Source organism: Enterobacter sp. CFEC122 (assembly GCF_052983755.1).
The window spans coordinates 97,382-112,319 of the sequence record NZ_JBRIQR010000002.1 but is presented as its reverse complement, the minus strand read 5'-3'; the positions used below and the strand labels follow the sequence as shown (position 1 = coordinate 112,319).

The 14,938-nt window shown below is 58.1% G+C and carries 12 protein-coding genes; 2 read left to right on the top strand and 10 right to left on the bottom strand.

Translation table 11 applies throughout. The annotated features are described in order from the left end of the window. From ACVCAM_RS02385 to queA, 6 genes are all read right to left on the bottom strand, one after another. Complete coding sequence (locus ACVCAM_RS02385) at positions 1-366, bottom strand: VOC family protein (RefSeq protein ID WP_407223102.1); 366 nt, start codon at positions 364-366, stop codon at positions 1-3. A gap of 141 nt (positions 367-507) precedes the next feature. Continuing rightward, the gene (gene secF, locus ACVCAM_RS02380; RefSeq protein ID WP_008503342.1) at positions 508-1,479 is read right to left on the bottom strand and encodes a protein translocase subunit SecF; all 972 of its coding nucleotides are present in this window, start codon (positions 1,477-1,479) and stop codon (positions 508-510) included. Between the two features lie 10 nt (positions 1,480-1,489). Further along, complete coding sequence (gene secD, locus ACVCAM_RS02375) at positions 1,490-3,337, bottom strand: protein translocase subunit SecD (RefSeq protein ID WP_021241665.1); 1,848 nt, start codon at positions 3,335-3,337, stop codon at positions 1,490-1,492. Positions 3,338-3,364: 27 nt separating this feature from the next. Then, positions 3,365-3,697, bottom strand: a complete 333-nt coding sequence (yajC, locus tag ACVCAM_RS02370; RefSeq protein ID WP_000007630.1) for a preprotein translocase subunit YajC — start codon at positions 3,695-3,697, stop codon at positions 3,365-3,367. Between the two features lie 22 nt (positions 3,698-3,719). Then, on the bottom strand, positions 3,720-4,847 hold the full coding sequence (gene tgt, locus ACVCAM_RS02365) for a tRNA guanosine(34) transglycosylase Tgt (protein WP_003859110.1): 1,128 nt from the start codon (positions 4,845-4,847) through the stop codon (positions 3,720-3,722). Between the two features lie 53 nt (positions 4,848-4,900). Then, the gene (gene queA, locus ACVCAM_RS02360; protein WP_008503345.1) at positions 4,901-5,971 is read right to left on the bottom strand and encodes a tRNA preQ1(34) S-adenosylmethionine ribosyltransferase-isomerase QueA; all 1,071 of its coding nucleotides are present in this window, start codon (positions 5,969-5,971) and stop codon (positions 4,901-4,903) included. 92 nt (positions 5,972-6,063) lie between these two features. Between queA and acpH the strand changes: the two genes are divergently transcribed. Both acpH and ACVCAM_RS02350 read left to right on the top strand, forming a co-directional pair. Continuing rightward, a complete protein-coding gene (acpH, locus tag ACVCAM_RS02355) occupies positions 6,064-6,645 on the top strand; it encodes an ACP phosphodiesterase (protein ID WP_021241667.1) in 582 nt (193 codons plus the stop codon). Between the two features lie 127 nt (positions 6,646-6,772). Then, the gene (locus ACVCAM_RS02350) at positions 6,773-7,375 is read left to right on the top strand and encodes a peroxiredoxin (RefSeq protein ID WP_008503347.1); all 603 of its coding nucleotides are present in this window, start codon (positions 6,773-6,775) and stop codon (positions 7,373-7,375) included. Positions 7,376-7,418: 43 nt separating this feature from the next. On the opposite strand, the gene ACVCAM_RS02345 is transcribed toward ACVCAM_RS02350, so the two are convergent. From ACVCAM_RS02345 to proY, 4 genes are all read right to left on the bottom strand, one after another. Further along, complete coding sequence (locus ACVCAM_RS02345) at positions 7,419-8,804, bottom strand: DUF3999 domain-containing protein (RefSeq protein WP_407223101.1); 1,386 nt, start codon at positions 8,802-8,804, stop codon at positions 7,419-7,421. Next, positions 8,801-11,422 carry a DUF2339 domain-containing protein gene (locus tag ACVCAM_RS02340; RefSeq protein WP_407223100.1) on the bottom strand — a complete coding sequence of 874 codons (2,622 nt, stop codon included), beginning with the start codon at positions 11,420-11,422 and terminating at the stop codon, positions 8,801-8,803. The genes ACVCAM_RS02345 and ACVCAM_RS02340 overlap by 4 nt, the downstream gene beginning before the upstream one ends. Before the next feature lie 86 nt (positions 11,423-11,508). Next, positions 11,509-13,326, bottom strand: coding sequence for a maltodextrin glucosidase (gene malZ / locus ACVCAM_RS02335; protein ID WP_045416710.1), 1,818 nt, complete (start codon positions 13,324-13,326; stop codon positions 11,509-11,511). 162 nt (positions 13,327-13,488) lie between these two features. Beyond that, positions 13,489-14,862, bottom strand: coding sequence for a proline-specific permease ProY (gene proY / locus ACVCAM_RS02330; protein WP_008503261.1), 1,374 nt, complete (start codon positions 14,860-14,862; stop codon positions 13,489-13,491). Positions 14,863-14,938 lie beyond the last annotated feature (76 nt).

Sequence of the window (14,938 nt, the reverse complement as noted above, 5' to 3'; positions counted from 1 at the left end):
TCAGGCAGGTTGATGGAGGCCGACGCGGTTACCCTCGCTGTCGGTAAACAAGGCGATAGTGCCAATGCCATGCGGCAGTTCCAGCGGGCCAAACACGCACTCGCCGCCCTCAGAGGCGATGCGATCGAGCGTTGCCGCCAGATTGTCAGTATGCAGGTAAATAATAGCGCCCTGCAAAGACGGTGTAACGCCGTCAAATTTTGCCAGGGCGCCTCCGGTGGCGGGATCCTCATGCGGAAAAACGGCCAGCTCCGCACAGTCCATTTTCTCGCGACGCAGCGCAAGCTGCATCACCGGCTCATAAAATTTGATGGCGCGATCCATATCCGAGACCGGAATTTCAAACCAGTTAATGACGCTTTTCATACATCCTCCTGCCTGTTGTTTGGGTTCAGAAGGAGTCTACGACAGGGCTCCTGACAGCATACTGTCAGGAGTGTTTGTCAGGAGCAGATAAAAAAAATCCCGGTCAACCGACCGGGATTTTGATACGCAGTAAACGTCGCCTTACGGCAGAATGGACGGCTGATCCGCGCCTTCTTTTTCGACTTTCTGCTGGAGCAGGTGCTCACGCTTCATGCCGAGTTTCAGCGCCAGGGCGGACGCAACGTAGATAGACGACGCCGTACCGATGGTGACACCAATCAACATGGTCAGCGAGAAGCCTTCCAGAACCGGACCACCGAACAGGAACAGCATCAGGATCACCATCAGGGTGGTACCGGATGTGATCAAGGTACGGTGTAGCGTCTGGGTCAACGACACGTTAAAGATTTCGTACGGCGTGCCGCGACGGATCTTACGGAAGTTTTCACGGATACGGTCAGATACCACGATACTGTCGTTCAGTGAGTAACCGATGACGGACATCAGGGATGCCACAATCGTCAGGTCAATCTCAATGTGGAACAGCGACAGTATGCCCATGGTGATCACCACGTCGTGCGCCAGAGCGATAACCACACCGGCCGCCAGTCGCCACTCAAAGCGGAAACCGACGTACACCAGGATGGAGATCAGCGCCACCAGCAGCGCCATCGCACCGGTCTGCGCCAGGTCAGCACCCACGCTTGGGCCGACGAACTCAATACGCTTAACCGCCGCGTTCTGGCTGGTTGTTTCGTTAATCACGCTAACAACCTTACTGCCCAGCTCCTGGCTGCCGTTGGCATCGTGCACCGGCGGCATACGCACCATGATGTCGCGGCTGCTGCCGAAGTTCTGCAGCAGCGGCTCTTCAAAGCCCGCTTTCTGCAGCGATTCGCGCATCTGGTCCATATCGACCGGTTTTTCCAGGGAGATTTCAATTACCGTACCACCGGTAAAATCGAGACCCCAGTTAAAGCCTTTCACGCCCATAATGACGATGGACAGAATCAGCAGGAAACCTGAAATGCCGAAGGCCCAGTAGTCCCAGCGCATAAAGTCCCAGACTTTACGGCCGTGGTTCAATTGTTCAACAGTATATTCCTGTGCCACAACGCACTCCTCAGATAGACAGCTTTTTGACGCGCTTGCCGCCGTACAGCAGGTTCACGATGGCACGGGTGCCGACAATAGCGGTAAACATTGACGTTGCGACACCGATACCGGTTGTAATCGCAAAGCCTTTGATCGCGCCAGTACCCACTGCATACAGGATAAGAACCTTAATCAGTGTTGTTACGTTCGCATCGAAGATAGAGCTGAACGCGCCTTTATAACCTTCATCAATCGCCTGCTGAACAGAGCGACCGTTGCTCAACTCTTCTTTGATACGTTCGTTAATCAGTACGTTGGCGTCGACCGCCACCGCAAGGGTCAGAACGATACCCGCAATCCCCGGCATGGTCAGCGTCGCTCCCGGCAGCAGGGACATGATGCCGATAATCAGCACCAGGTTCGCGATCAGCGCGGAGGTCGCAATCAGACCAAACTTCTTATAGAAGAAGATCATGAAGAGGATAGAGACCACCAGACCGGCCAGACACGCTTCCAGGCCCTGCTGGATGTTTTGCATACCCAGAGTTGGACCAATGGTACGTTCTTCAACAATCTGAATTGGCGCTATCAGCGCACCGGCACGCAGCAGCAGGGAGAGCTGACGCGCTTCGTTCGGGTTGTTAATACCGGTAATACGGAAGCTGTTACCCAGACGAGACTGGATATTGGCGATGTTAATCACCTCTTCCTCTTTCACCAGCACAGCACGGCCGTTTGCATCTTTCTTACCGCTGTCTTTGTACTCCACGAACAGGGTCGCCATCGGTTTACCGATGTTGTCCTTAGTGAAGTTAGACATGATGTTACCACCCGCGCTATCCAGCGAGATGTTAACCTGCGGCTGGTTGTATTCATCCTGGCTCGACGTGGAGTCGGTGATGTGGTCACCGGTCAGAATCACGCGTTTGTACAGCACAACCGGCTGACCTTCGCGGGTCTGTTTCACTTCGGAGTCACCCGGAATACGGCCAGAAGCGGCAGCAGACTGGTCAACGTTGGTATTCACCAGACGGAATTCCAGCGTTGCGGTCGCACCGAGAATCTCTTTCGCACGCGCGGTGTCCTGGATACCCGGCAGTTCAACCACGATACGGTCAGCCCCCTGACGCTGTACCAGCGGCTCGGCCACGCCCAGTTGGTTTACACGGTTACGCAGAATGTTGATGTTCTGCTGAACGGCATATTCACGCGCTTCTTTCAGGCGCGCATCGGTCATCACCGCGCGCAGCTGGTTGCTGCCCTGCGAGGAGATCACCAGGTCACGGTGACGTTGGGTCAGGTAATCTACAGCCTGATCGCGCGCCGCGCTGTCGCGGAACGTGATGCTCATGCCGTAGTTATCTTCTTTACGCACGGTGGTGTAAGCGATGCCTTTATCACGCAGATCGCTGCGCAGGCTGTCGATATTCTGTTCCTGCAGCTTGCCGAGCGCGGTATCCATATCCACTTCCATCAGGAAGTGAACGCCACCACGCAGGTCAAGACCGAGTTTCATTGGCTCTGCATTCATCGCAGCCAGCCAACGCGGGGTTGCAGGGGCAAGGTTAAGCGCCACGACGTATTTATCACCCAGCACGCCCATCAGCGCTTCACGTGCGCGGAGCTGCGTGTCGGTGGTGTCGAAGCGAGCAAGAATTGCGCCCTCTTCCAGTGCCACAGACTTAGCGGTAATTTTTTCTTCTTGTAACGTTTTCTGGACCTGGATCAGCGTTTGCTCACTGGCGGCGACACCGCGCGCGCCAGTGATTTGAACAGCCGGATCCTCACCATACAGGTTGGGAAGCGCGTACAGCAGGCCGACGAGAATCACGACGACCAGCATGATGTACTTCCACAAAGGATAACGGTTTAACACGGCAGTTCCCTTTGGGAAAAGTTGGGATTACAGCGCCTTCATGGTGCCTTTCGGCAGAACGGCAGCTACGAAGTCACGTTTGATGACCACTTCAGTGGTGTCGTTCAGGGCGATTGCAATGTAGCCACTTTCAGCCACTTTGGTTACGCGACCGACCAGACCACCGTTGGTCAGCACTTCATCGCCTTTCGCGATGGAGTCCATCAGCTTTTTGTGCTCTTTGGTGCGCTTCTGCTGCGGGCGCAGGATCATGAAATAGAAGATCAGACCGAACACAACCAGCATCAGAATCAGAGACATTGGGCTGCCCTGCGCTGGAGCGCCTGTTGCTGCTACCGCATCAGAAATAAAAAAGCTCATTCAAATTCCCTCATTATTAAAATTAATCAACGTTCAACGGTGGAACATCCCGCCCCTGACGTTGGTAGAAATCGGTCACGAAGCTCTCTAATTTACCCTCTTCGATAGCCTTACGTAAACCAGCCATTAAGCGCTGATAATAACGAAGATTATGAATGGTATTGAGACGCGCGCCCAAAATCTCGTTGCAACGATCGAGATGATGCAGGTACGCGCGAGAATAATTGCGACAGGTATAGCAATCGCACTCGGAATCGAGCGGGCTGGTGTCACTCTTATGCTTCGCGTTACGGATTTTCACCACGCCATCGGTAACGAACAGATGGCCGTTACGCGCGTTGCGGGTTGGCATGACGCAGTCGAACATATCAATGCCGCGGCGTACGCCTTCAACCAGATCTTCCGGTTTGCCCACGCCCATCAGGTATCGTGGTTTATCCGCCGGGATTTGCGGGCAGACGTGCTCCAGAATGCGGTGCATGTCTTCCTTCGGCTCACCCACAGCCAAACCGCCGACAGCGTAGCCATCAAAACCTATCTCTACCAGACCTTTAACAGAGATATCGCGTAAATCTTCGTAAACGCTGCCCTGGATAATGCCGAACAGCGCATTTTTGTTCTGCAGGGAGTCAAAACGGTCACGGCTTCGCTTCGCCCAGCGCAGAGACATCTCCATGGAACGCTTGGCGTAGTCCCAGTCGGCCGGATACGGCGTGCATTCGTCGAAGATCATCACGATGTCAGAGCCGAGATCGTACTGAATCTCCATTGATTTTTCGGGATCGAGGAAAATCGGATCGCCGTTGATCGGGTTACGGAAGTGAACGCCCTGCTCGGTGATCTTGCGGATATCCCCCAGGCTGAAGACCTGGAAACCGCCGGAGTCGGTCAGGATAGGGCCTTTCCACTGCATGAAGTCGTGCAGGTCGCCGTGGAGCTTCATGATCTCCTGACCCGGACGCAGCCACAGGTGGAAGGTATTACCGAGGATAATCTGCGCGCCAGTGGCTTCAACTTCTTCCGGCGTCATCCCTTTTACGGTGCCGTACGTGCCCACAGGCATAAACGCGGGGGTTTCCACCACGCCGCGATCAAACACCAGGCGACCGCGGCGCGCGCGACCGTCGGTGGTATCGAGTTCAAATTTCATTTTTTCTCCGACGTCAGAAAAACAGTCCAACGTTGTAAAACGGTGCCGCGGACTTATTCCCCGACACGCTCATTCAAAGCCTGCGGATTGTACGTGATAAACATCGCGTCCCCGTAGCTAAAAAAGCGATATTTTTGTTCTACCGCAGACTTGTAGGCATTCATCGTATGCTGATACCCCGCGAACGCGGAGACCAGCATAATCAGCGTCGATTCAGGCAGATGGAAGTTGGTCACCAGCGCGTCAATCACTTTGTACTGGTAACCCGGGTAGATAAAGATCTGCGTATCGCCAAAGAACGGCTCAATCAACTCGCTTTTCGCGGCCTGCGCGGCGCTCTCCAGCGAGCGCACAGACGTCGTACCGACCGCCACGACGCGGCTACCGCGCGCTTTCGCCGCCAGCACCGCGTCCACGACATCCTGCGGCACTTCAGCATACTCAGAGTGCATGATGTGGTCTTCAATGCTGTCCACGCGCACCGGCTGGAAGGTTCCCGCCCCGACGTGCAGCGTTACAAACGCCATCTCAATGCCTTTCGCGCGCAGTTTTTCCAGCAGCGGTTCATCAAAGTGCAGGCCTGCCGTCGGGGCCGCGACCGCGCCAGGCTTCTGGCTGTAGACGGTCTGGTACAGCTCGCGGTCAGCCTCTTCGTCAGGACGCTCAATGTACGGCGGCAGCGGCATGTGGCCGATGGCGTTCAGAATATCGAGCACCGTCCGCTCGTCGTTGAACTCCACCTCGAACAGCGCGTCGTGGCGCGCGGTCATGGTCGCCTTGATGCTCTCGTCATCGCCCAGCAGCAGCTCCGCGCCCGGCTTTGGCGCTTTGGATGCGCGAATATGTGCCAGAATACGTTTATCATCGAGCATACGTTCGACCAGCACTTCAATCTTGCCGCCGCTGGCCTTACGGCCGAACAGGCGCGCCGGGATCACGCGGGTATTGTTAAAGACCAGCAGATCGCCAGGGTTGAGCTTGTCGAGCAAATCGGTGAAAGTACCGTGCGTCAGCTCGCCCGTTGGCCCATCCAGTGACAGTAAACGACAGCTGCTGCGCTCAGGCATGGGATAGTGAGCAATCAGGGATTCAGGTAGTTCAAAGGAGAAATCGGCGACGCGCATGACGTATACTCGTGACTTAAAAACAGGCGGCATAGTCTAGTGCTCACACCCTTTTGCTGCAACAACTAGCCGCCCCCGGACAAATAAAACGCATGAATTTTCTCGCTCACCTGCATCTCGCTCACCTCGCTGACAGCTCCCTGTCCGGCAATTTGCTGGCCGATTTCGTACGCGGCAACCCCGCGGAAGCGTACGCCCCTGAGGTTGTCGACGGGATTTTTATGCACCGCCGCATCGACGTGCTGACGGATAAGCTGCCGGAAGTGACGGAAGCCAAAGCGTGGTTTCGGCCGGAAACGCGCCGCGTTGCGCCGATTACCCTCGACGTGATGTGGGATCACTTCCTGTCGCGCCACTGGGCACAGCTCTCGCCGGAGCTTCCCCTGCCGGAATTTGTGCGTTATGCCCATCAGCAGGTGTCGATCATTCTGCCCGACTCGCCGCCGCGCTTTGTGAATCTGAATAACTACCTGTGGTCAGAGCGCTGGCTGGAGCGCTATCGCGAGATGGATTTCATTCAGAACGTGTTGAATGGGATGGCGAGCCGTCGCCCGCGCCTGGATGCGCTGCGGGATTCCTGGTATGACCTGGATGAACATTACGATGCGCTGGAGACCCGCTTCTGGCAGTTTTACCCGCGCATGATGGCGCAGGCGAAAAACAAACAGCTCTGACAGAATTCGTATTGATAGGTAAAAGCTGGCGGAACGATTGTCACCACCTCTTTGTCTTATCCATGAACACTCTCTATACTGGCTCGCGTTGCGTTCCAAATAACCTTAGTATCTACAGGAGAATCATATGGTTCTGGTAACTCGTCCGGCTCCGGATTTTACAGCTGCAGCAGTTCTGGGCAACGGTGAAATCGTTGAAAACTTCAACTTCAAACAGCACACCAACGGTAAAGCGACCGTTCTGTTCTTCTGGCCAATGGACTTCACTTTCGTTTGCCCGTCTGAGCTGATCGCGTTCGACAAACGTTATGAAGAATTCCAGAAGCGTGGCGTAGAAGTGGTTGGCGTCTCCTTCGACTCTGAGTTTGTACACAACGCATGGCGTAACACCCCTGTCGACAAAGGCGGCATCGGTGCGGTGAAATACGCAATGGTTGCGGACATCAAACGCGAAATCCAGCAGGCTTACGGTATCGAACATCCGGACGCTGGCGTTGCGCTGCGCGGTTCCTTCCTGATCGACGCGAACGGCATCGTTCGTCACCAGGTTGTGAACGATCTGCCGCTGGGTCGTAACATCGACGAAATGCTGCGCATGGTTGACGCGCTGCAGTTCCACGAAGAGCACGGCGAAGTGTGCCCGGCTCAGTGGGAAAAAGGTAAAGAAGGTATGGCTGCTTCCCCAGACGGCGTAGCTAAATACCTGTCTGAAAACGTATCCAGCCTGTAATCGGCACGGTTTACGAGAAAGGCCCGCTTATGCGGGCCTTTTTTTATGCCTTGCGCTGCGTTTCCCGCCAGATGCGCCAGGCCATGCCCGCCAGCAGGATTACGCCCGCGATCAGCACGCCCCACACCAGCAGGGCGTTCATCCAGCTCGCCCGCTCGCCTGCAGAGGTGGCGTTTAGCCGCCCCTCACCGCCCAACGCGACATCATCCAGAATATCGGCCTGCGGCAGGTTCGCCATATCATAGGTCTTGCGCAGATCGGCTGGGATCAGCATGTCAGGTTCCACCTGTGCAGGCTTTGCGGCGCCGTTGCCCCAGGCGAGCACGTACGGCGCTTTACCCTGCGCGTTGAACACCAGGTCATAGCGGTCGCGATGCCCCGTGACGCTCGGCAGGTATTCTGGCAGACGCGCATTCAGCGTCGTGATTTTCACGGCCTGCACCAGGTCCCCGTTAAGCGAAACCGGTCCGGATGTTTTCCCCTCCAGGCGGTAAATCACCTCTTTTTTCAGGGGATGCCATGTGTCTTTTTCCGTACGCCGCCACGCGATCTCCACGGGAAGGACGCCATCGCCGTTCAGCGAGATGCTGACAGCGCTCAGCGGCTGCGGACGCGTCCAGCGCCACTGAGCTTCGGTTGTCGATAACTGCTCCCCTTTCCCCTCAAGATTGATCTCTTCCGGGGCCGCCTGCGCAGGTGCGCTGATTGCGTTTACGCCGGTCAACGTTACCCCCTGGCTCTGCGTATTCAGCACCACCATGAGATAGCGATTCGCCTCGGGAGATAAAACCGTGTCGGTATCGATCCGATCGAGCTTAAGGCGATCCTGGCCGCTGGCGACGTCCAGCAGCGGCATATCTTCGCGAAGGGTATACCAGCGCTTAAGATCCTCGCTGTAATAGACCGACGCCGTTCCCTGCCACGGCGTCTGCGGGGTATTCCAGAGCAGCTGCAGCTGGGATATGGCCAGCTCACCCGACGTCTGCTCCGGCAAGCTCAGCAGGTAATGTTGCCCGGCTGCGGCGGCTTTTTGCCCCTCCAGCACAATCTCAACGCCGTTTCGGGAACGGAGCCGGATCTTATCGCTGTCACCGGCGTCTGAGGCAGCCGCGAGCGGCGAGGCGTCCAGCGGAAAGAGGCGCAGCGCCGTGGATTGCGCTGTGGCCTGCGGGCGCGTCGCGGCGATCAGGCTAAAGGGAACCGGCTCACCCGACTGGTTAAAGACGCGAACATCATGCAGATCCGCGGATGTGCTCTGCTCATAGACGGCAAGCGGCAGCATCACTCGATACCACCGGGAAGGAACGGACGTGTCGAGTGAACGACCAAAGGCGTAGTCACGTGGCGATTCCGTTGATACTTCGTCACAGAACGCCGGGCCGGAAAGCGCCAGCAGCGCGGTACACGCTACCGCTTTCATCCATTTCATTTTTCATCTCCTGTTTTTGGCGGTAGCGGCGAGAAATAGCCCACGATCAGCACCAGTATCGCCACGCCGATAAACGCCACCGCGCGCGACAGACCGCCTCCGCCAGCGCTGTCCACCAGCATCAGCTTAACCATCACCACACCCAGCAGCGCGGCCCCGCAGAGCCACTCCTGCCGGGAAGCCCGACGGGTGGCATGGATCATGACCACCAGCGCACTCAGCATCCAGAACAGGGCAAAGCTGGTCTGGATAAGCCGCGAATCCCACAGCGATGCCATATTCCAGGCCACGTCGCCGTACCAGGCCAGGGCGCGCATCAGCGCACCGTTCAGCCACCAGAAGCCAAACGCCATGAGCGCGACGCCAGGCCACGGACGCGCTTGCGCAAGCAATGCCGGGTAGTAGCGATCCACCGCCCGATAAAAGACCACCAGCCCCAGCAACGCGAACGCTGCGCCTTCCTCAAGCGGGTTTACCAGCGGGAGCCAGGTCTGGCGATAGACCACGCCGTCCTGGAAATTGGTCACCACCAGCAGTACCAGCAGCGCCACGACGGCAGGGATCGGTGCCAGACACGCATAGAGCGCAGGCCATTCCCGGAACGGCCACGCGCGACGCCGTACCGCAGCAGAGAGCGCCATAATCACCCCGCCGCCTGCGGCCATCGCTAATCCGCTGCCCCAGGCCGCCATGCCCCACGGCAGAGACCGGGCAAACCAGTAAAGCTCGGCGGCCAGCGCCAGTAAAATCATCCAGCACAGCGACAGATGCAGCCCCATCGCGATACGCGGCAGAACCCTTTCACCATCGCGCCGCAGCAGCATCAGCGCGGCAGGAAGCGAAATGCACCAGGCCAGGTTTGACCAGCCGGCGGCAACGATCTGCTGATGCCAGATCTGATACCCCACCATCAGCAGCATTACCGGCCACAGCAGCCATTTGCTGGCGTCCAGCTCTCGCCACGCCAGACGAGCGGCCACCTGCCGCCAGCCCCAGGCCGACGCCGCCGTCAGCGCCAGCACGCCCGCCAGAATCGGTAATTCTTTCGTGAGTACAAGCTGCGACGCACCCAGCTGCGCTACCAGCCAGAACAGCAGCCCGCCTGCCAGCAGCGCCCAGCTGACCGGCAGAAAAAGAGTCCGCCACAGCCAGGCCGCTGCCAGCCAGCAAAGGCTGAGGATGGCGAAGATAAGGAGCAGGCTCAGCGACGTAACGCCGTCCGTTTGCGCCCACAGCGCGCTGCCGAGGGCCAGCACCAGCAGCGCCGTCCCGCTATAGCTCATGCGCCGCTGGTGCTGCTGCACGCCCAGCCAGAGAATACCCAGCCCCTCCAGCGCCCAGGCCATTGCCGTCCAGCGCGCCGACAGCGCCAGCGGAATGGCGAGCGTGGCGAACCCGCCGCCGATCGCCAGCGCTGCCATGACCAGCGGCCGTCCGAGGGAGGGATAGCGCCGCAGCGCGAGGTACGCGAGGGTGAGATAAAATGCGCCGTATCCCAGCGCGCTCAGCGCCGGGCCATATTCCCAGTATCGAGTCATGCCGTACTGCATTCCGAAGCCGATCAGCGGCGGGGCAAACAGCAGCACACCGTCAACGATCTGCTTCCCTTTTTCCTGCGCCCGCAGCGACAGCGCCACGCTCAGCACGCCGAAGATCAGCGTATTGGCAATCAGGAACAGCTGGCAGATCCAATAGTCTTCAGGCTGGTAATCACTCAGCCCCCACAGGCCGCCCACGCCGAACGTGAACAGCAGCCCGAGCAGGTTCAGCTCGCGCCAGTGCTGCCAGATGCTGATAGCAAGAATGCCGATGGACAGCAGGAGATAGAAAGAGAACAGCGCGACAAAGCTGCCGCCCCCGGTAGACAACAGCAGTGGCGCAAGATACCCGCCGAGGCTCGCCAGCATGGCAAGGCTCAGGGCCTTCTGCAGCACCGCCAGCCCGACGCTCGCCGCGCAGATCACCACCAGCAGCGCAAAAGCCAGCGTCATCGGCAGCATTTGCCAGAGCCGGAAGGCGCCAAACACCGTCAGGTAGAGCACGCCGGTCGCCCCGCCCTGGAGGATCAGCGCATAGACCCGCTGCCTGTGCCGCAGTCGCCACCCAATCGCCAGCAGAACAACGGCAAACAGCGCCGCTGCCACGAGGCGCAGCTCAAGCGGGAACAGGGAATGTTCGACGGTATAGCGCAGCAGGAAAGAGAGGCCGAGGAAGAGCAGCAGAATGCCCAGCTTCGCCAGTGGATTGCCCTGCATGAACCAGCGCGCCAGCGACGTCAGGATGCCGCCAAAGGCTGAAGGCTGTTTTGCCGCAGGGGTCGGGGCCTGAGAAGAAGCGGGTTCTGCCACCGCTGCGGGAATATCGGGTCGCCAGGGGTCGACAGGCGCGAGAGCGTCCTCCACCACTGGCGCGGTAATTGCCTCCGGCGCGGCGGTCTGCACCGGTTCCGACGCGTTCTCAGGCACGCCGCGCTGCTCAAGCGCCTCTATGCGCTGGCGCAGCCGAGCGATCTCCTGCTGCGCCGCCGTACTGCGATTAAACCCGATAACCGCAAGCACGGGCGCAACCAGCAGCGCAAAAACCAGGAATAAACAGCCAAGGATGTAAAGCTCGTCCATGTTTCCACCTTCACCGTAAACGATCTGTTAAGATTGACACAAATCATTGCATTTGCGCCATCTTAAAAGGTGGAAACAATAGCGTATTAGCTGCCGAACCAGATCGTCGCGGATATTGCAGGCAGCGCCAGCACGCCGTCCTGTATTGTCGCCTTGCCCTCTTTACTCTTCCACGCAGCGACATTCAGCAGCGGTGAATCATCCAGCACCACTTCGCAGGCCTCGCCCCGGTTAATCGCCACCAGCACGCGCTGCTGGTTATAAACGCGGGCAAAGACCACGACGTTATCATGAGCGTATACCGCCTGGCAGCCGCCGTAGCGCAGGGCAAGACTCTGCTTACGCAGCTTCGCCAGCCGCTGATACAGGCTGAACAGCACTTTGTCCTGTTTCTCTGGTGCCCACGGGAAGGTTTTGCGGCAGAACGGATCGTTGTTGCCGTCCAGCCCCACCTCGTCTCCGTAGTAGATGCACGGCACGCCCGGCCAGGTGAAGAGCCAGGTGACCGCCAGCGGCAGACGCGCGACATCCTTGCCCAGCAGGGATTTAAAACGCGCGGTATCGTGGCTATCGAGCTGGTTAAACATCCGCAGCTGCTGCTGATGCGACAGCCCGGCGCGGTAGTTCTCCATCCACGCCATGCAGGTTTCCGCGTCGATATGATTTGGATCGTAGGAGATATCGGTGTTGGCGAGGAATCCCCACAGCGGGAAGGTAAAGCCGCGATAGTTCATCGCCGCATCTTCCGCATCATTCTGCAGCCACTGGCGCGCGTCACCAAAGTGTTCGCCAAAAACGAACGCTTCCGGCTGTGCGGCTTTTGCCGAGCGCGTTATGCCGGCGACGTGCTGAAGGTTGTTCCGCGCCCCGCCCGCTTCGCCGAGCATATGCACCACGTCCAGGCGCCAGCCGTCCATATTCCACGGCGCCTTCAGCCAGTGTCGGACGATGCTGTCTTCGCCGCCGTAGATTTCATTAACGAGCGTTGGCGACTGGAAATCCAGCTTCGGCAGGCTCGGGTAGCCCAGCCAGTCCAGCGCGCGGCCCTCCTCGTTAAAGCTGTACCAGTCGCGCTGCAGCGAATCCGGGTTATGACATGCCCCGCCCATCGACTGGTTATGCCGATCAAACCACGCATGCGAATCGCCGCTGTGGTTGAACACGCCGTCCAGGATCAGGCGCATCCCCTCTTTTTGCGTATTCTTACGCAAGCGCAGCAGCGCCTCGTCGCCGCCAAACTGCGCGTCAACGTGGCGATAATCTTCGGTATCGTATTTGTGTACGCTCGGGGCTTTAAACACCGGGTTGAGGTACAGCGCCGTCACGCCCAGTTTTTTCAGGTACGGCAGCTTTTCGCTGATACCGTTAAGATCGCCGCCGTAGAAGGTCGAGCCGCCCGCCTGCGCGGTTAACGGCTCATCCCACGCTTTCATGATAATGTCGTGGCCCGCTGCATGGTGGTAATAGATCTTATCCTGGTCGGCAGTGCGCTTTTCGCTGCGCGCAAAACGGTCCGGGAAAATCTGGTAAAAGACCTGATCGTTAACCCACTGCGGGCCGTTATCCGGATAATCGACCGCAAACTGCTCCAGCCGTGCAGGCGGGAAACGGCTAAACCCCTGCGGGGTAAACCACAGCTGGCGGTTGTTCCACAAAAGCTTAAAGCTGTAGCGGCGGCGCGGCTGTCCGCTACTCAGGTCGATATTCGCCCGCCAGGCGGTGATCCCCGGCTGCGGCTGGCTGCGCAGCTTGTGCATTTTCAACCCGGTCTCTTCGTTATCGATTTCGGCGCGGAGCGTCACGCGATCGGGCTGGTTTTCCCCCGCCAGCCAGAGCGTAATCACAAGGTTGTCTTTGTTTTGCTTAACAAATGGGGCAACCGGAAGGTGCCAGGCGTTTAACATCACGAATCCCCTCTGATGAAATTGACGTCACCTTGCCACAGGGTGGTTAAGGATAGCTCACCATGATGGGATTTATTGGGGGAGGAGGACGGGGGAGGAGTTTTTTGGGGGGTAAAAGGGAGTGTAGGCCGGGTAAGCGCAGCGCCACCCGGCATTTTTACCTTACTGCGCTTCCGCCAGCTGACGGTCGCGGCGGCATTTGAACACCCAGCCCACCAGCAGCAGCACGATCCACGCGCATCCCACGTAGAGCGAAATGCGGGTGTCCGGATGGTAGCCAATCAGGCCAATGATAAACACCAGGAAGATCAGCCCGACGACGGTCGTCGCAACGCCGCCCGGTACTTTGAACTTCAGCGCTTTCGCCTCATCCGGCGACAGGCGACGGCGGAAGGCAATCTGCGACAGCAGGATCATGATCCACACCCACACCGTCGCGAAGGTCGCCAGGGATGCAATCACCAGGAAGACGTTCTCCGGCATGATGTAGTTCAGATAAACCGAGAACAGCAGCGCCACGGTCATCACCACCACGGTCACCCACGGCGTGCCGCGGCGTGAGGTTTTGGCGAACACCTTCGGCGCGCTGCCCTGCTCTGCCATGCCGTGCAGCATACGCCCCACGCCAAAGACGTCACTGTTGATCGCCGAAAGCGACGCGGTCAGCACTACAAAGTTGAGAATGCTGGCGGCAAACGCAATGCCCATATGCTGGAAGGTCAGGACAAACGGGCTACCGTTGGTACCCACCTGATTCCACGGGTAAATGGACATGATCACAAACAGCGTACCCACATAAAACACCAGAATACGCATCGGCACCGAGTTGATCGCACGCGGAATGGATTTCTCCGGGTCTTTCGCTTCACCGGCGGTGATACCGATGATCTCGATACCGCCGTAGGCGAACATCACCATCTGCAGCGACATCACCATCCCGAGCCAGCCGTTGCTGAAGAAGCCACCGTTGCTCCAGAGGTTATGGATCCCGGTCGGCTGCCCGCCGTTGCCAATCCCCCAGATGATGATCCCGAAACCGGCCACAATCATGATGATAATGGTGGCGACCTTGAAGAAGGAGAACCAGAACTCCAGCTCGCCGAACACCTTCACGCTCATCAGGTTGACGGCGCAAATGATCAGCACCACGCTCAGCACCCAAATCCAGTGCGGCACCGCCGGGAACCAGACGCCCATATAGATGCCAAACGCCGTCACGTCGGCTATTGCCACGATCAGGATTTCGAAGCAGTAGGTCCAGCCGGTGATAAACCCGGCCAGCGGGCCGAGGTTTTCCTGCGCGTAGCGGGAGAAGGAGCTGGCGGAGGGGTTATGAACCGACATTTCGCCGAGGGCGCGCATGATGATATACGCCGCCACGCCGCCGATGATGTACGCCAGCAGCACGCTTGGACCGGCCATTTTGATGGCATCTGCCGAGCCATAAAAAAGACCGGTGCCAATAGCAGAGCCCAGCGCCATAAAGCGGATGTGGCGCGTGCTCAATCCACGTTTAAGTTTGTTAGTGCTTTCCATTTAAATCTTGCCATTCAACACGAAAAAAACAAAAAACCACGGGGCCTTAAGCCCCGTGGTTAAACAGTTTGTTGCC